Genomic DNA, 16,659 nt, shown 5'->3' with positions numbered 1-16,659 from the left:
CTATAGTCCATTCAACAATGAAAATGGCAAGGATACTAAATTCACTAGATGAAAAATTAAGTGAAATTAAAATAGAAAAGCAATGTATCAATGCCAACAGCGACACCCATACATTGCTAAAAAAATTTCAAAAAAACCAAAGTAAGGATTTATTATAACCCTTCTTTCATAAAGAATTAAGCGTTATCGATACTATTATCAACACCTTTATTCACTTCAATATTCATACCGATTTGACTGGCAAGCTCCGCAAAACCTGGGAAGCTAGTATTGACAGTTTCGACACCTTCAATGGTGATTTGCTTCGATGCACGTAGACTCGCAACCGCAAAGCTCATGGCAATACGGTGATCATGGTGCGAGACGATATGTCCACCACCAAATACGGGCTGGCTATTATTTACTTCGTCACTTTGAGAGTTGCTGCCCTGACCTTCAATAATAAGACCATCTTCGGTTACCGTACAGTCAACGCCAAGCGTTTGTAAACCGTCAGCCATTACCGCAATGCGATCTGACTCTTTCACCCGTAGCTCTTTTGCGCCCGTTAACACCGTACGACCCTGCGCACAGCTTGCCGCAATAAACAATACTGGAAATTCATCAATCGCTAGTGGCACCAATGCTTCTGGTATCTCAATACCAACTAAGTTAGAGCTGCGAATCGTAATATCAGCCACCGGCTCACCACCAACATACGTCTCATTACTTAAGGTAATATCAGCATTCATCAGCTTTAAGATATCAATAATACCCGTACGCGTGGGATTGATACCGACTTGCGTTAGCGTCAGTTCGCTACCCTGACTGATAGCGGCGGCAACCATAAAGAACGCCGCTGAAGAGATATCAGCAGGTACGGCAATATCACCACCGGTGAGTGTACCACCACCTTCGATACTGATGCGATTACCATCAACAGTCACTGGGTAACCGAATGCCGATAGCATACGCTCGGTATGGTCACGGCTAATTTCTGGTTGCGTGACCGTTGTGGTTCCCTCAGCCCAGAGACCGGCTAACAATAAGCAAGATTTAATTTGAGCAGAGGCTACTGGCATATCATAATCAATACCGTGTAGCGGTTTGCCGACATTATCACGACCAGTGATGCTCAGCGGTGACGTGCCATTATGTCCAGTGCTTTGAATGACCGCGCCCATTTCACGAAGTGGCGACGCGACGCGTTCCATTGGGCGTTTATTAAGACTGGTATCGCCTGTCAAGACGCTATCGAATTTTTGTGCAGCTAAGATACCGGCTAATAGGCGCATACTGGTGCCCGAATTACCCATATATAATGGCGTTTTACTCGGTTTTAGACCGTTCATACCGACACCATGGATGGTCAACCTACCCTTATCCGGTCCTTCGATGGTCACACCCATATCACGGAATGCTTGTAGGGTCGCTAAGGCATCTTCACCTTCCAAAAACCCTGTGACATGGGTCACGCCTGTTGCAAGACTGCCAAGCATAATACTACGATGCGAGATAGATTTATCACCGGGAATGGCGATGGTGCCGATAACGGTATTGCTAGGGGTAATATTATAAGAAGCTGACATGGCAGAGGTATCCGTATAAGGGGTGCTGGCTAACATATGACCAAAATGTCGACGTGCGGCTTGCGCTCGACCTAAAAGCCCCATCAGGGCGGTTGAATCTTTATCAATGATAAGCTGACGTATATCCTGTAGATAAACACTATACTCATCAAGGGCGCTGACTATCGCGCTTTGATTGGCAAAAAATATATCGTGCCACATTTTCGGGTCACTGGCGGCAATACGAGTAAAGTCTCGAAAGCCGCCAGCTGCATAGCGAAACATATCTAAATTATCATTATGGCTGGCAAGCTGCTCAACCAGATTAAACGCGAGCAGATGCGGCAAATGACTGGTATGCGCTAATATTGAATCATGGTGAGCTGCTGCCATCGGCATCACGGTTGCACCTACGGCTTCCCATAACTGCCGTAGCTTATTGATGGCGCTAACCCTAGTCGTTGGCAACTCACAAATGATAACGCTATGATTGACAAATAAATTGCTACGGCGCGCATGATAGCCTGAATTTTCAGCACCGGCAATGGGATGCGCAGGCACTAGCCCAACAGGCAATGACGTAAATACCGCTTGCGCCGCTTCAATGATATTAACCTTGGTACTACACACATCAGTAATGATGCAATCAGTCGCAAGCTGACCATTATCCATGGCTGCTTTAATATCGCTAAACACCGCTTGCGCCGCTTGTACAGGAACAGCAATAACGATTAGATCACTACCGGATACGACATCACTCAGTACGGCGCTGCCCGCATCCAGCAAGCCCTGCGCAATTGCTTCTTCTATACTGGGTAGATGCCTATCGACCGCGACCAAACGTTTGCTTAAATGATTATCTCTAATCGCTTGTGCTAAACTTGCCCCAATCAACCCCAAACCTATCACACAAACTTGCTGAAAGAGTGGCGGTATGATTGATAGGGATGTATTAACGGGCGCTTGATTGGCTAAATCTTGATTTATTGTTTGCATAATATTCTGAATTATCATTTCACTTAATGGGTATTCGCCTAATAATTTTGGGTTTAATAATATTAAACTTAATCATCCGTTAATATCGAACGCAACGTATCGATAAGGCGCATATTATCTTCTGCCACACCCACGGTAATCCGTAGCCAATTCGATAAGCCATAACCGGCAAGCGGACGGACAATAACCCCTTGCTCAAGTAGCGCTTGGTGAATCACGGCAGCCGTCGTATCTTCCATCTCAACTTCAATTTCAACCATGATAAAGTTAGCATGTGACTTGATAAAACCCAGTCCTAGCGCATCAAACTGCTTTTCTAACCAGCGCCTTTGCTCTTGATTGGTGTCACGCACCTTCTCAATAAAATCTTGGTCAGCAAGCGCCGCATTAGCAGCAGCAAGACCAATCCGGCTCACATTAAAAGGCTGACGAATACGATTGAGCAAGTCGGCAATGGGTGCTGAGCTGAGCGCGTAACCAATCCGCAGACCTGCCAGCCCATAAGCTTTCGAAAAAGTGCGCACGATGACGACATTGTCAAACTCATCTAATAGCGCACGATTATTACTTTCAGGGCTATATTCGACATAAGCCTCGTCCAATACCACCAGTACTGAGCTTGGCAGACTGGCAACAAACTTATGCAACTCTTCGCGTTCAAGCTGTGTGCCCGTTGGATTATTAGGATTGGCGATAAAGACTATTTTCGTATTAGGATTATCGTCAACGGCTTGGCGCATCGCGATAAGATCGTGACCAAAACGCTGCGCAGGCACTTCAATACCCGTCGCACCTTGCATTTTTGCCAGCATTGAATACACCACAAAGGCGTATTGACTGTAAACTATCGCATCCTCTGAGCCGACAAAACTACGCGCTAAGATATCGAGCAAATCATTAGCGCCATTACCCAACGTAATACACTCTATATCTATATTATTGAAGTCAGATAAGGCTTGCTTAAGATAATACCCCTTACCATCAGGATAACGTGCCAGCTGACCCAATTGCTCCGTAATCGCTAAGGTGACTTGCGGTGAGCAGCCGATTGGATTCTCATTACTTGCCAACTTCACCACGTCTGAAATACCATACTCGCGCGTCAGCTCTTCTACTGGCTTGCCCGTTTGATACGGTGCCAGCTCTAAAATGCTGTCGTACGCTGGCGCGACCTTTAACTTAGCTTGGTCTTTAGTTTTTTGAGCCGCGGTTTGAGATAATTCTATTGACTGCATGAGTTATCCTTAGATGTTTTGATCCATCTATTATTTGTTATTACAGACATTTTTTATCAATCAGCTGTATTGCAAATCAGCTTATAGCACTGCTTTTGGATAAGAACCTAAGATACGGACATCTTTGACCAATGGGCGAATATCAGCAATCGCAGCGCGCACATTGGCGTCTTGAATATGCCCATCCATATCAATAAAGAATACGTATGCCCACTTATTTGGACGCTCTGGACGCGTTTCAATACTGGTCATTGAGACACCGTGATAGGATAATGGTTTTAAAATTTCGATCAACGCGCCCGCTTTATCATGTGCAGAAACCACAATAGAGGTTTTATCTTGACCAGACGGTGCCACCGATTCGTGACCGATGATTAAGAAACGTGTGGTATTGCTCGGATTGTCTTCGATATTGGAATACAGCTTATGCAAATCATATTCAGCAGCCGCAACATCACCGGCAATAGCGGCTGAATGCCATTCATTCTTCAGACGACGTGCTGCTTCACCGTTACTTGATACCGCAACACGCTCAATATTGGGATAGTTGACATCGAGCCAATGGCGACATTGCGCCAAAGATTGCTGATGCGAATAAATACGACTGATACCATCAAGCTTAGTATGTTCAGCTACTAAGAAGTTTTGATGAATCGGCAGCTCAACTTCGCCAATGATTTTTAGCGTTGAAGATAAAAAGCCATCTAAGGTATGGTTAACCACACCTTCAGATGAGTTTTCAACGGGCACTACCCCATACATCGCCGTGCCTGCTTCTACTTCACGGAACACATCCGTGATGGTAGTCATCGGCATCGTATCTGCCGCTTTACCAAAATGTTTAAGCGCAGCAGCATGGGTGAAAGTGCCGACAGGTCCTAAAAATGCAATGCGCTGCGGTGCTTCTAAATCCAAACACACTGACATAATTTCACGAAAGAGACGTGCCATTTTTTCATCAGCGATTGGACCGGTATTACGAGCCATTACCGCTTTTAATACCTGCGCTTCTCGTTCAGGACGATAAAAGATAGGATTACGCTCAGCAGGATTACCGCTATTTGCCACCTGTTCTTTTTTAACGATCGCCACTTGTTGGGCGAGCTTGGCACGGTTATTAATGAGCGTTTGAATTTCACAGTCTACGGTATCAATATTTTGACGTAGGCGATTTAGAAGCTCTTGGTCGGTTGAGGTATCGCTGACGCTGACAGCAGTTGGGTTTATATTATTCTTATTTTGCTCTGATGACTGCTCACTCATTACCGACTATCCTTGTTTAGAACGTGTTATTTATTAATATGATGTTTGAACACTATGTTCAAAAACACATAGCGAAGTGGACTGCTCATTAATTTAGCACATTATTAATATATTTAAGAAATTATTCCCTACTTACGCTATCTATCATTTATCGTATTTACATACAAAGATAAGGCGCAAGCAGTTTATCGGTTCTACTATAACAAAAACTACGCACAGTGCCCATTCGTAAATCATCGTAAATAGCGATAAATGTCCAAAGTCGGCTAAATTTTACTACCGTTTTAGCGTATGACCGATAAGCATGATAAAACTATGCTACAGTTTAAGGCTGTTTACTAACGGTATAGCACCGACTATGGCAACGACGTTAATTTAATAACACTTTAATGACAGCAGTTAATGATACAAGGATATCTGATGAGCGCATTACAGCAGCTTCGCACTATGACTACCATTGTCGCTGATACTGGCGATCTTGCCGCTATCGAGCGCTTAAAACCTATTGATGCCACCACCAATCCTAGTCTAATTACCAAAGCCCTCATTCATCCTGATAATCAAGCGATGCTCGCAGATACCATGAGTCAGTATCAAGGGGATGTGGATGCAACCATTGACGCGCTTACCATCCAAATTGGTTGCGATATTTTAGGATTAATCGAAGGGCGCGTCTCAACCGAAGTCGATGCCCGCTTATCCTATGATACCCAAGCAACGATTGATAAAGCGTTAGAATTTATGGACGCTTATGCAAAAGCAGGCGTTGACCCAAAACGAGTGCTGATTAAAATGGCAGCGACATGGCAAGGTATTGAAGCAGCGCGCTATCTTGAGACCCAAGATATCCACTGTAATCTGACATTATTATTTGGGCAACATCAAGCCGTTGCTTGTGCGGATGCAGGCGTGACGCTGATTTCACCTTTCGTTGGGCGTATTTTAGATTGGCAAAAACGCCAACAGAACCGCCAAAACGTGCCCGCTGCTGATGATATGGGTGTGCAATCGGTTAAACTGATTTATCAATATTATAAGCAGCACGGTTATAAAACGCAGGTGATGGGCGCAAGCTTCCGTTCAACCGAGCAGATACTCGCACTGGCAGGCTGTGATTTATTGACTATCGCGCCAAACCTTATTGACGAACTAGCAGCGATGGATATTAGCGTCACTCGTCAGTTATCGCCAACGATGTCGATGGATATGGACAGCATGACGCGGGTGAGCTTAACAGCTGAAGAATTTAGTCAAGTATATCAACAGGATACCGTCACCCAAGACTTATTACCAAAAGGTATCGACGGCTTTATCAGTGCTCGTGATGAGCTTGCTCAAACGTTGGCTGCAATGCACAACTAAGATTGCAAGAAAAACATCGACGCTTATGTCATTTGTCATGTAATCAATGTAAAAATAGTCCTATTAATAAGATTTAAAATTAATATGCTTTAAACAGTTTTTAAATCAGTATAAAAAAGCGCTCTGATATAAACTCAAGGCGCTTTTTTATGCCAGATAACTCAGATAACCAAGCTCATTTTCTAAGCATTCGCTCTAATAACTCGTTTTTTTAAGCTTTTAACACCGTATAAATGGGTACTGGAAACACGCCATGCAAATCTACCAAATCAAGCAGCACCAATGTCCCCACTACCGTATGATGAGCTGACTTGCAAAGCTCATAAGCCGTCATCAGCGTGCCACCTGTCGCCAATATATCATCGACTAATAATACACGCTCAGGGGGCAAATTATTTTGCATCTCAAGCGTATCTTTACCATATTCCAAAGAATATGCTTTATTAGCAACGGGTGGTGGTAGCTTGCCCGGTTTACGCAACAAAATCATACCTTTACCCAAGCGCCCTGCCAGCAAGCTTGCAAATACAAACCCACGCGCTTCAACTGCTCCTAAGCAGTCCACTTGTTCTAATAATCCTTCAGGTAACACCGCCAACATCGCATCAATAACCTCATTAATATGATTGCGCAATAGAGGCGTAATGTCATAAAAATCAATACCAGCTTTTGGAAAGTCAGGCACGGTACGAATAGCTTGCCAAAATGGATGATCTAGATTGAGTGTATTAGACGGTTCTAACGACGTAGCGGCTGGTATGTTTTTGGCGGTAGCACTCATTACAATCCTTAAGATAGATAGCTTAAATAACCTGAATACTAATAACATAGCAGCGGCAAATAAGGTTTGAAATATTGATATTAACGTCAGATATTATAGCATAATTGACGTTATATTTTTGGCCGAAAAGCGATAAACATCCGTTATGCAATACACTTTTTTATATTTAAAGGGTTGTAAAAACCTCACTTATCTCAATATACAAGTGTAAACTTAATCATAATAATTATGGTTATATGCTACACTGCGTACGTGTTTGTGGTCTAATAATAAGCTATAAAATTGGTAATAATTGATAGGATTATATATGAACCGTTATGAATGTATTGTCTGCGGCTGGATTTATGATGAAGCACTGGGCTGCCCTGAAGAAGGCATCGCCCCTGGTACTAAGTGGGATGATATCCCTGACGATTGGACATGTCCCGAATGCGGTGTGGGTAAACTGGATTTTGAGATGGTCGCAATTTAAGTAGGAACGCTCATGACGAACTCAAATGATCTTACAAGCACCGACTTGTCTAAAGATACGTTCAACTATCCTACTCACGAATGGCAACGATTTGGTGAACACTATTGGCGTGCATCAGATATCAGTAAGCATCTCTATCAAGCGATGATTGATATCGGCGACGGTATTGAACTGTGCGTTGAGGCGGGTGGTAACCCTGAAAATCCTCCGCTATTGATGGTAATGGGGCTGGGTTCACAAATGGTGTTTTGGCCAGACGATTTTATAAAACGTCTGATAGATGCAGGCTTCTTTGTCATTCGTTTTGATAATCGCGATATCGGTTTGTCATCTAAAGTACAAATCGAAGGTCTACCTCGTGTCAGTCAGCTAAAAATGATGCTACGGCTGCAAACTGGTCTCTCCAATAAAGGTCAGCAAGTGGCTTACAATTTGACTGATATGGCTGAAGATACCGTTCGTCTGATTAAAGCGTTAAAGCTTGGTAGCACCCATTTGCTTGGCGCCTCTATGGGCGGTATGATTGCGCAGATTGTCGCCGCGCGCTATCCCAGCTTGGTACAACGCATGGCGCTGCTATTTACCACCACCAATCGCGCTTTTTTAAAGCCACCAAGACCGAAACAGCTATATACCCTAATCAATCGTCCTGAGAGCCACTCTGAACGTGATATCGTGCGTCATAGTGTCTGGTTTATGAAAACAGTGGGCACGCCTGGGCATGTTAACGTGCGTACCGTGCGTGAAATAGCCAAGCTACGTTATCAGCGCAATTTCCACCCTTTAGGTTCGGTTCAACAGCTTAACGCTATTTTATCATCAGGCTCTATCAGTCGCTTCAGTAAGCAAGTAAAAGCACCAACTATTGTAATTCATGGAAGTGCCGATGGGCTACTACCTCCTTCACAAGGACGCGTGGTTGCCAAAACCATTCCCAATGCTAAGTTTCATTTGGTCGAAGGGATGGCACATGATATTCCGGCATATTATCAGCCCTATCTCGTAGATTTAATTCGACATCATTTATTAGATTAAATTATTTTAAATCACTGATGTCGATAAAATCTTAAAATAAAAAAAGAGGTTAAAACATATAAGCAAATTATATGTTTTAACCTCTTTTTTGCATGCCTACTTTAATGTCAACTGCCTATGTATTCTTACTTTATTTTTAATCGCAGCCAACATATTTTCCTTGTTTATTAATACAAATTTTACCGCCAGTTTCAAGGCTACTGACCCAAGCTTTACCATTTTTAAAGACAAACGAATTCGCCTTTTCAGCACTATCACCATATATAACGCGATTATTATCAAAATCTAAAGGAATAACCAACTCGCCACCTAAGTTCAAAAAGCCCCAATTATTATCGATACGTACACCAGCCAATTCTTCAGAAAAAGGGCGCACTTCATCAAATGAATAAGTAATCATCACCACATTATTATCATCAACAAAGCCCCATTTACCATCCTGTTGTTGCGGTTGTAAAGTAGTAAATCCTGCTGGAGGTAGCGGAATTTTTATTGCCGATGATGGTGCCGACAATAATTCATTATTCTGAACGGGCGATTTATTAGGCATTGTGTTTGCAGAAGAAGCTTGAAAAGTATCATTTTTACTTGAAGGTTTAGGGCTTACAGCATTAGGATTTGCAGTGGGACTGCCATTTTTATCTAGCCAGCTAATCGACTTGTTTTTACTCACGCGCGTCACGCCGCCACGATAATCATCGATATTACTAATCGATCCTGAGAATGGCACGATGGTTTGGTTACCAGTACTTATTACCCCATACTGCCCCGATTTTTTAACCACGATACGCCCTTCAGACACCGGACGTGCCCAGTTTTTTCCATTACTTAACATATCATAACTGGTTGGGATAACTTCGCGTCCCTGCATATTAATGTAGCCAACTCGACCTTTACTCAAGACAGGCAATAAACCCTCCGATAAATTATTAGCATCGACTTTTTGGTAACGTGTTAAATCGAGAATTACTTTACCTTTACTGTCAATTAATGCGACAGGCTCACCAAAGTCTTTAGCCGCTAAAAAATAACCATTAGTAGCGGTGCAAGAAACATTTTTATAATAGCTTTTCGGTATTTTACAGCTTGCCGCTTGTGCAGTTGGTATGATAAAAATGGTGCTTAGCAATAAACTAGTGCCAATACACAGGCTCGGTAATTTGTTTATCGGTAACTCCTTTAATAGTTGCCTTAATGATGGTAATACTTTCGATTGTTTGTTCCATGAACTAAAAGAACGTTTAACCATAAAGAAATCCAAGTTAAAATTTTATAGCAAGCATTTAAAGCTATAACGCCCACTATCATAATATACTAACTAGGTTAACAAATAGTGGTCATTTTCCCTATTTAAGTCAAGTAATAACCTGTCTGTACTCTATGTATCTTGTCAGAAATTTGTTCTCACCATTACAGCTGATATGAGTCAAATATTTTAAATGATTGTGTTGTTATAACAGTTTATCTATGCTGATAGCATTTATATTATCGGTCGAAACATTTACAATACCGCTTTTTCAAGCTATGCATTCATTGACGAAATTGACGAACAGGATAACTCATGGTCATTGCTTCATCACGCTCTGCCTCCACTGGCTTAGTCATTGGTTGTGTTATTTTTGGATTAGGTAGCCTGATTGTCGCTCATGTCGATATTGGTGGCTGGGCGATGGCATTTTGGCGGCTTGCTATCTCAGGGGTGATATTTGCGCTGCTGGCAATAATCACGGGGCAACGCCTGCCACGCTCAAGACGTGCCATTACTTACGCTTTATTATCAGGTGTATTTTTAGGCTTTGACTTAGCGCTTTGGCATGAGAGCATTCATGCAGTCGGGCCTGGAATTTCTACACTGCTCAATAGCTTACAGATTTTCTTTTTAGCCGCCATTGGGTTTTTATACTTTAATGAGCGTCAATCAATTGTGCAGTTAGCCAGTCTATGTTTAGCAATGCTTGGCGTGGCAATGATTGGTAGTGCTGAATTTGCGCAAAATACGGCAGCGACACTTGGTTTTGTCACCGGTATCGTGTCAGGTGCGATGTTAGCCGCATCGATGACTTTTATCCGTAAGACCCACGATACGGAGCCGACACCGATATTTGTCTTGATGCAGCTAATCAGTATTGGTGGCGTGGTTGCGATGATTATGCCAATGTTGTTCTTTGATATGGGTAATATATTGCCCAATACGTGGTCTGAGGTTGGCTGGATATTGATTTATGGCTCGGTGATGCAGTGCCTAGCGTGGGGATTGATTGCTTATTCTATTCCTAAACTGTCGTTGGCGCTGACAGGCTTACTGCTATTAACCGAACCCATTGCCGCATTAATCATTGACTACAGCTGGCTGGATAAGCCTATCAACAACTTACAATGGAGCGGTGCTCTGTTAACAATGTTTGCCATTTATTTAGGCTCGCTGAAACCTAAAGCGCGGGTATTGCGCCGTTATCGTTTTTTTGCACAGTTTTATAAACGTAAATATAAATAGCTATCAAGCTGTCGTCATTAAACTGAGGTTATCTACCCTCATTATTGGCTTCGCGCTATAACCAATAATGAGTGAAACACTTCATACATAAATCAGTTTTTTTGACGATTAAATAAGGCATTAAGCACAATAGCGGTTAAGGTTGCCGTACCAATGCCACCCAAATCAAAACCACCTAAATGTAGGCTAAAATTGCCCGTACCCATAATCACGGTGACCGCTGCAATAATCAAATTGCTATTTTTGCTAAAGTCGACATGACTGTCTATCCAAATTTTTGCACCTGCAATCGCAATTAAACCAAACACCACGATAGAAGCGCCACCTAACAATGCGGGCGGAATGGTTTGGATAATCGCGCCAAATTTTGGCGATAATCCTAGCAGAACAGCCACCACACCAGCCATCACAAAAACAGTGGTGCTATATACTTTAGTAACTGCCATGACGCCAATATTTTCAGCATAAGTCGTCACCCCTGTGCCGCCAAAACCCGCTGAAAAAGTCGTGGCTAAACCATCGGCAAAAAATGCTCGACCCATATAAGGGGTCACGTGTGATTTAGTCATCCCTTCTACCGCTTTAAAATGTCCAAGATTTTCGGCAATCAAAATAAATGCCACTGGCGCAATTAAAATAATCGCACTCATTTCAAAGCGTGGCGTATGAATACCCGGCAAGCCAAACCAAGATGCCGCTTGGATACCACTAAAATCAATTGGCACGCCAAAACCCAGAAGATTAGTCATCACAAAATAAGCGATATATGACAATATTAAGCCGACCAGTAACAATAAACGTCTGAGCATACCGCGCGTAAAGACCGCAACACCACTAATAAGCAAGACTGTCAGCACTGCCATCCACGCATCGAATTGATTGGCGGAGACCCCTTGAATCGTAACAGGTGCTAAGTTCAGACCGATAATCATAACGATGGCGCCAGTGACAATTGGCGGCATTAAACGCTCAATCCATCCTGTTCCCGTCTTAATGACAAGCAAACCTACTAACGCATAAATCATGCCGCAGACCATAATGCCACCTAAAGCGACATCCAAGTTACTATTAAAGCCAACGCCCGCATAAGCAGTGACTGCGATAACTGGTCCAATAAATGCAAAGCTTGAGCCCAAATAGCTGGGCATACGCCCGCCAGTAATCATAAAAAACATGATGGTACAAATACCAGACATTAAAATAGCTAAATTGGGGTCAAAACCCATCAATAATGGTGCCAGCACCGTTGAACCAAACATCGCAAAAGTATGCTGCACGCCAAGCAAGACGCTTTTCGTGGGCGGCAAATATTCATTGATACCAACAGGATGATGATCCAAGTCGCCCTGATACGGTCGCCATGTTGGAAACCAGCTATCATTATCAAAGTCAGGATTATAGGGTAAACTCGGAGCAGCGGCGTCTGTGTCTAGTACCGAAGCGTCTTGTGATGAATGAAAGGTATCTTTTGATTGAGAGGATTGCTTTGGAGAAGGTGTCATGGGCGCTGATCCTAAGTAATCTAAGCCAATAATGATGAAAATATAATCGTTATCGATAATGATGATGAAATGACAAGGTAAATAGTAGAGTTACAATCCACCTACCACTCAACTCATCCACCCTTTCGCATTAGCGACAACTATCGCTCTACAAATCATTCTTTAATATCTTTAAAGAGAAATAATCTATCACTATAATGATTATTTATAAGATAATTGAGGAAAGAAATCAGTTGTTTTTATAGATGTATGACGCTAGATATGCTTTACTAGAAGTAGCTATTCGTCTGTTTATATCTTTATATATTCTATAACGACGCTCAACTTACAGGATGTTACAGAAGCATTGATGCCGAGCATCATAGCGGAATTTAATCATAAACAACAGCGATTATTCACTCGAAACCAGTACTACGACGTTCATATTTTTTTATAAACGAAGCTATAAATCCACTGATTAGCGGTATTCACCTCTATCCGTCATATTTTTTATGCACGTATTGTGTCTATAGGCTATATGGTTGCGCTGACTCTATTTCACTTTTTTGGTAACTTATTATGATTAGTGTATTTGACTTATTTAAAATTGGCATTGGTCCATCAAGCTCACATACTGTCGGACCGATGGTAGCGGCTAACTTATTTTTAGCGTCTCTACTCAAGCAAACGCCCTTAACCAATGTGATTGGTCTAGAGATTGAGCTGTATGGGTCACTCGCAGCAACGGGTAAGGGACACGCGACCGATACGGCGATACTGCTAGGTTTACTTGGGCACAAGCCCAGCACGATTGATACCCGTCTGACCAGTCAATATCTGTCGCCCATTTTTTCTGATAAGCAGCTTAATCTATCAGGCGATCATACCATTGCTTTTGATACGGAACGTGATATTCATTGGTATGGCGAGACGGTATTGCCTTATCATCCTAACGCGATGATCATTCGTGCACGCTTAGCAGACAATACCCATTATCAACAAACCTATTATTCAGTAGGCGGTGGTTTTGTTATTAATGGAGAAAATGCCCATAATCCTGATGAAGACCATGGCACACCAACTATAGACTCTATCCCCTATCCGTTTAATAGTGCTGCTGAACTGCTTGAACAGTGTCGTCAGCATGATTTAAGTATTAGTGAATTGGTATTGGCTAACGAGCTGCATTATCGCAGCCAAGAAGAAGTATTTGCCTATCTAGACTCTATCTGGACGGCGATGCAAGATTGCGTGACACGTGGTTGTGAAAATAGCGGTATCTTGCCAGGTGGCTTAGATGTCAAACGCCGCGCCAAAGCGCTCTATTCACAACTGTGCGCGGAAAAAGATCTGCCGACTACCGAAAGTGATAAGCTTGCGGCGATGGATTGGATAGATTTATATGCGTTAGCGGTTAATGAAGAAAATGCGAATGGTGGCAACGTGGTTACGGCACCAACCAATGGCGCGGCAGGCATTATTCCTGCAGTCATGCATTATTATCGCGACTTCTTAGCAGACTACAGCCTTGATGGCGCACGCAAATTCTTATTAAATGCCACCGCTATTGGCAGTTTAATCAAACAAAATGCTTCTATCTCTGGGGCTGAAGTGGGTTGTCAAGGGGAAGTCGGCTCTGCCTGTGCGATGGCAGCGTCTGGACTAGCAGAAATATTAGGTGGCGATCCGGCTAAATGTCTTAATGCCGCTGAGATAGGCATCGAGCATAACTTAGGTCTGACTTGTGACCCTGTTGGCGGGTTAGTACAAGTACCTTGTATTGAACGTAATGCGATGGGCGGCGTCAAAGCTGTTAATGCAGCACGTCTGGCTTGTCGCGGTGATGGACAGCATTTTGTGTCTTTTGATAAAGTGGTTGAGACCATGAAACAAACGGGCGAAGATATGATGGATATTTATAAAGAAACGTCACGTGGTGGATTGGCTATTTATGCTGATAACCGCATTCCTACCGCTACCCATGGCGTCAGCGTAAAATACAGCCAATGCTAATATAGCCCATCAAAAATCTCGCAACACGAAAAAGCCTCTAATTGATTAGAGGCTTTTTTATTAACTTTTTATTATCAATAAATAATAGTTATTATCAAAAATAGCGCTTACTTAACCAACTTTAATACCTACTCAGCTGTTTTTGAAACAATGCTATTTAAGAACCATAGTGGTCTTACCACACCTGATGCCGTATCAGCAACCGCTTCTTGACGCACATCTAACACGTAACGGTAATTTGGCTCATAAGTAAAGCCTTGAATGTTACCATTTAAGGTGTTGTAATTTTTCTGATACGTTTGGCGATATTGCAAACATTGGGCTTCGACTACCGTTCCACCGGTATCTGTCACCTGACACACTGCTTTACGTGGCGCGATTTCTACTTGAAAGCTTGGAATATTCACTACTTTTACCTTGACCGCTTCGCCTTCAACCACCATGGCGCGCTCGTCATTTAACTTCATAGTAGAACAGCCTGCCACTGTAAATGTTGTTACTAATGCTGCAATCGCTAACTTTTTCATTACCTTATCCTCAGTTAATTATTATTAAAGTAGAAATATTTATGATGATTATTTTATTTGAACCGTTTGTTGTTTACCGCAATAAGTATAAACCGCTCAAAACCTTATCCTCTATATCCGCTTTGTAAGTTAACGTCAGGTTTTGCAACTAGTGTTAGTCAACAGTAATAACTGAGAGTATTTTTTTAACAATGACTTTTAATAATGAATAATCATTTGGTACGATTAGCTACGATAGTCGGCATTTATTTTGACGTAATCATACGATAAGTCGCAGGTGTAAACGGTATCAGTTGCTGTGCCACGCGCCAAATCTATCTGAATGGTAATCTCAGGGCGGCTCATGACGGCATTCCCTGCTGCTTCGGTATAGTCGGCAGCGACGCTACCATTTTGGCAAATCATCACTTCATTAAGCGAGACATTCACTTGTTCAGTATCTAAATCCTCCACGCCTGCATAGCCAACTGCCGCAAGGATGCGTCCCCAATTGGCATCACTGGCAAAAAAGGCCGTTTTAACGAGTGGTGATTGTGCAACCGCATACGCTACATCACAGCATTCTTCCGTGGTTTTACCGCCAGTCACTTTAACCGTCATAAATTTCGTCGCGCCTTCACCATCACGCACGATTAATTGTGCCAAGCGCACGAATACCTCGGTCAACGCATTAAACACTGCCTGATAATGTGGATGTTCAGGGCTATCAATAACTTCCGAGCTGGCTTTGCCGGTTGCTATTAGTACGCAACAATCATTGGTAGAGGTATCCCCATCGACCGTGATGCGGTTAAAGGATTGCTGATTAATGGCACTCAGCATTTCTTGCAATAAGTCCGGTGCAATATTGGCATCGGTAGCAACATAGCCAAGCATGGTCGCCATATTAGGGCGAATCATGCCAGAACCTTTTGACATACCTGTTATATGGTAGTCAGTGCCAGCAACGGTGATTTTTTGGCTCGCAACTTTCGGTATCGTATCCGTAGTAAGAATGCCATTAGCAGCAGCGTGCCAGTTATCCGCGCTAAGATTTGCCAATGCGCTATCGAGTCCAGCTATTACCGCTTCACTGTTGAGAGGTTCGCCAATCACACCGGTAGAAAACGGTAGTACCGTATCAGCATTCACGCCAGTTCTTGATGCTAATGCCGCACAGATATCTTCAGCACGACGCTTGCCATCAGTGCCTGTTCCCGCATTGGCATTACCAGTATTGACGACCAAATAACGTGGCGCAGCGGCAGCAAAATGCTCACGCAATACCCGTACAGGTGCGGCACAAAAAGCGTTCTGCGTGGTAACAACCGCTGTCGCTGCCGAATCTGCTATTTCGATAACCACCAAATCATCGCGGCCTTTATAGCGCACGCCCGCAGCCGTCACACTGAGCTTGATACCATCAATAGCATAAATAGTTTGAGGCACTGCAACATTTCCAACAGCCATTTTA

At 42.9% G+C, this 16,659-nt stretch carries 13 protein-coding genes; 5 read left to right on the top strand and 8 right to left on the bottom strand.

Going from position 1 to position 16,659, the window contains the following annotated elements:
* Nucleotides 1-176: 176 nt before the first annotated feature.
* The 3 genes from AOC03_RS00800 to pheA all read right to left on the bottom strand — a co-directional run bounded on the left by AOC03_RS00800 (nucleotide 177) and on the right by pheA (nucleotide 5,041).
* Complete coding sequence (locus AOC03_RS00800; RefSeq protein WP_157049329.1) at nucleotides 177-2,486, bottom strand: bifunctional prephenate dehydrogenase/3-phosphoshikimate 1-carboxyvinyltransferase; 2,310 nt, start codon at nucleotides 2,484-2,486, stop codon at nucleotides 177-179.
* 125 nt (nucleotides 2,487-2,611) lie between these two features.
* Nucleotides 2,612-3,778 carry a histidinol-phosphate transaminase gene (gene hisC, locus AOC03_RS00795; RefSeq protein ID WP_062533161.1) on the bottom strand — a complete coding sequence of 389 codons (1,167 nt, stop codon included), beginning with the start codon at nucleotides 3,776-3,778 and terminating at the stop codon, nucleotides 2,612-2,614.
* Between the two features lie 81 nt (nucleotides 3,779-3,859).
* Nucleotides 3,860-5,041: a prephenate dehydratase gene (pheA, locus tag AOC03_RS00790; RefSeq protein ID WP_062533160.1), complete on the bottom strand. Its 1,182-nt coding sequence runs from the start codon at nucleotides 5,039-5,041 to the stop codon at nucleotides 3,860-3,862.
* Nucleotides 5,042-5,461: 420 nt separating this feature from the next.
* On the opposite strand from pheA, the gene AOC03_RS00785 reads away from it, so the two are divergent.
* A complete protein-coding gene (locus tag AOC03_RS00785) occupies nucleotides 5,462-6,403 on the top strand; it encodes a transaldolase (RefSeq protein WP_062533159.1) in 942 nt (313 codons plus the stop codon).
* 211 nt (nucleotides 6,404-6,614) lie between these two features.
* On the opposite strand, the gene AOC03_RS00780 is transcribed toward AOC03_RS00785, so the two are convergent.
* Nucleotides 6,615-7,184, bottom strand: coding sequence for an adenine phosphoribosyltransferase (locus AOC03_RS00780; protein ID WP_062533158.1), 570 nt, complete (start codon nucleotides 7,182-7,184; stop codon nucleotides 6,615-6,617).
* A gap of 307 nt (nucleotides 7,185-7,491) precedes the next feature.
* Between AOC03_RS00780 and AOC03_RS00775 the strand changes: the two genes are divergently transcribed.
* Both AOC03_RS00775 and AOC03_RS00770 read left to right on the top strand, forming a co-directional pair.
* Nucleotides 7,492-7,656, top strand: coding sequence for a rubredoxin (locus AOC03_RS00775; protein WP_062533157.1), 165 nt, complete (start codon nucleotides 7,492-7,494; stop codon nucleotides 7,654-7,656).
* 12 nt (nucleotides 7,657-7,668) lie between these two features.
* Nucleotides 7,669-8,691 (top strand): alpha/beta fold hydrolase, encoded by a 1,023-nt coding sequence (locus AOC03_RS00770; RefSeq protein WP_062533156.1) that lies wholly within the window; start codon nucleotides 7,669-7,671, stop codon nucleotides 8,689-8,691.
* 136 nt (nucleotides 8,692-8,827) lie between these two features.
* Here AOC03_RS00770 and AOC03_RS00765 read toward each other — a convergent pair whose 3' ends face one another.
* Nucleotides 8,828-9,940 (bottom strand): WG repeat-containing protein, encoded by a 1,113-nt coding sequence (locus tag AOC03_RS00765; RefSeq protein WP_062533155.1) that lies wholly within the window; start codon nucleotides 9,938-9,940, stop codon nucleotides 8,828-8,830.
* A gap of 312 nt (nucleotides 9,941-10,252) precedes the next feature.
* Here AOC03_RS00765 and AOC03_RS00760 point away from each other — a divergent pair, with 312 nt between their 5' ends.
* The gene (locus tag AOC03_RS00760; protein ID WP_062533154.1) at nucleotides 10,253-11,185 is read left to right on the top strand and encodes a DMT family transporter; all 933 of its coding nucleotides are present in this window, start codon (nucleotides 10,253-10,255) and stop codon (nucleotides 11,183-11,185) included.
* Between the two features lie 92 nt (nucleotides 11,186-11,277).
* Here AOC03_RS00760 and AOC03_RS00755 read toward each other — a convergent pair whose 3' ends face one another.
* Nucleotides 11,278-12,687 carry a solute carrier family 23 protein gene (locus tag AOC03_RS00755; protein ID WP_062533153.1) on the bottom strand — a complete coding sequence of 470 codons (1,410 nt, stop codon included), beginning with the start codon at nucleotides 12,685-12,687 and terminating at the stop codon, nucleotides 11,278-11,280.
* Between the two features lie 555 nt (nucleotides 12,688-13,242).
* Here AOC03_RS00755 and AOC03_RS00750 point away from each other — a divergent pair.
* Complete coding sequence (locus tag AOC03_RS00750; RefSeq protein WP_204247931.1) at nucleotides 13,243-14,679, top strand: L-serine ammonia-lyase; 1,437 nt, start codon at nucleotides 13,243-13,245, stop codon at nucleotides 14,677-14,679.
* A gap of 128 nt (nucleotides 14,680-14,807) precedes the next feature.
* Here the strand turns inward: AOC03_RS00750 and AOC03_RS00745 are convergent, their stop codons facing one another.
* The gene (locus tag AOC03_RS00745; RefSeq protein ID WP_062533151.1) at nucleotides 14,808-15,206 is read right to left on the bottom strand and encodes a DUF4377 domain-containing protein; all 399 of its coding nucleotides are present in this window, start codon (nucleotides 15,204-15,206) and stop codon (nucleotides 14,808-14,810) included.
* 225 nt (nucleotides 15,207-15,431) lie between these two features.
* Complete coding sequence (gene argJ / locus AOC03_RS00740; RefSeq protein WP_062533150.1) at nucleotides 15,432-16,655, bottom strand: bifunctional glutamate N-acetyltransferase/amino-acid acetyltransferase ArgJ; 1,224 nt, start codon at nucleotides 16,653-16,655, stop codon at nucleotides 15,432-15,434.
* Nucleotides 16,656-16,659 lie beyond the last annotated feature (4 nt).

Origin of the sequence: Psychrobacter urativorans (assembly GCF_001298525.1) — a bacterium.
In the GTDB taxonomy this organism is placed as follows: Bacteria; Pseudomonadota; Gammaproteobacteria; order Pseudomonadales; family Moraxellaceae; genus Psychrobacter; species Psychrobacter urativorans_A.
The sequence above is the reverse complement of the archived record's forward strand: the minus strand, read 5'-3'. Positions and strand labels throughout refer to the sequence as shown.

What these genes read in the sequence shown, in the direction of transcription:
- hisC (WP_062533161.1), bottom strand. Translation starts at nt 3,778, where the DNA reads ATGCAGTCAATAGAATTATCTCAAACCGCGGCTCAAAAAACTAAAGAC.
- pheA (WP_062533160.1), bottom strand. Translation starts at nt 5,041, where the DNA reads ATGAGTGAGCAGTCATCAGAGCAAAATAAGAATAATATAAACCCAACT.
- AOC03_RS00785 (WP_062533159.1), top strand. Translation starts at nt 5,462, where the DNA reads ATGAGCGCATTACAGCAGCTTCGCACTATGACTACCATTGTCGCTGAT.
- AOC03_RS00780 (WP_062533158.1), bottom strand. Translation starts at nt 7,184, where the DNA reads ATGAGTGCTACCGCCAAAAACATACCAGCCGCTACGTCGTTAGAACCG.
- AOC03_RS00775 (WP_062533157.1), top strand. Translation starts at nt 7,492, where the DNA reads ATGAACCGTTATGAATGTATTGTCTGCGGCTGGATTTATGATGAAGCA.
- AOC03_RS00770 (WP_062533156.1), top strand. Translation starts at nt 7,669, where the DNA reads ATGACGAACTCAAATGATCTTACAAGCACCGACTTGTCTAAAGATACG.
- AOC03_RS00765 (WP_062533155.1), bottom strand. Translation starts at nt 9,940, where the DNA reads ATGGTTAAACGTTCTTTTAGTTCATGGAACAAACAATCGAAAGTATTA.
- AOC03_RS00760 (WP_062533154.1), top strand. Translation starts at nt 10,253, where the DNA reads ATGGTCATTGCTTCATCACGCTCTGCCTCCACTGGCTTAGTCATTGGT.
- AOC03_RS00755 (WP_062533153.1), bottom strand. Translation starts at nt 12,687, where the DNA reads ATGACACCTTCTCCAAAGCAATCCTCTCAATCAAAAGATACCTTTCAT.
- AOC03_RS00745 (WP_062533151.1), bottom strand. Translation starts at nt 15,206, where the DNA reads ATGAAAAAGTTAGCGATTGCAGCATTAGTAACAACATTTACAGTGGCA.
- argJ (WP_062533150.1), bottom strand. Translation starts at nt 16,655, where the DNA reads ATGGCTGTTGGAAATGTTGCAGTGCCTCAAACTATTTATGCTATTGAT.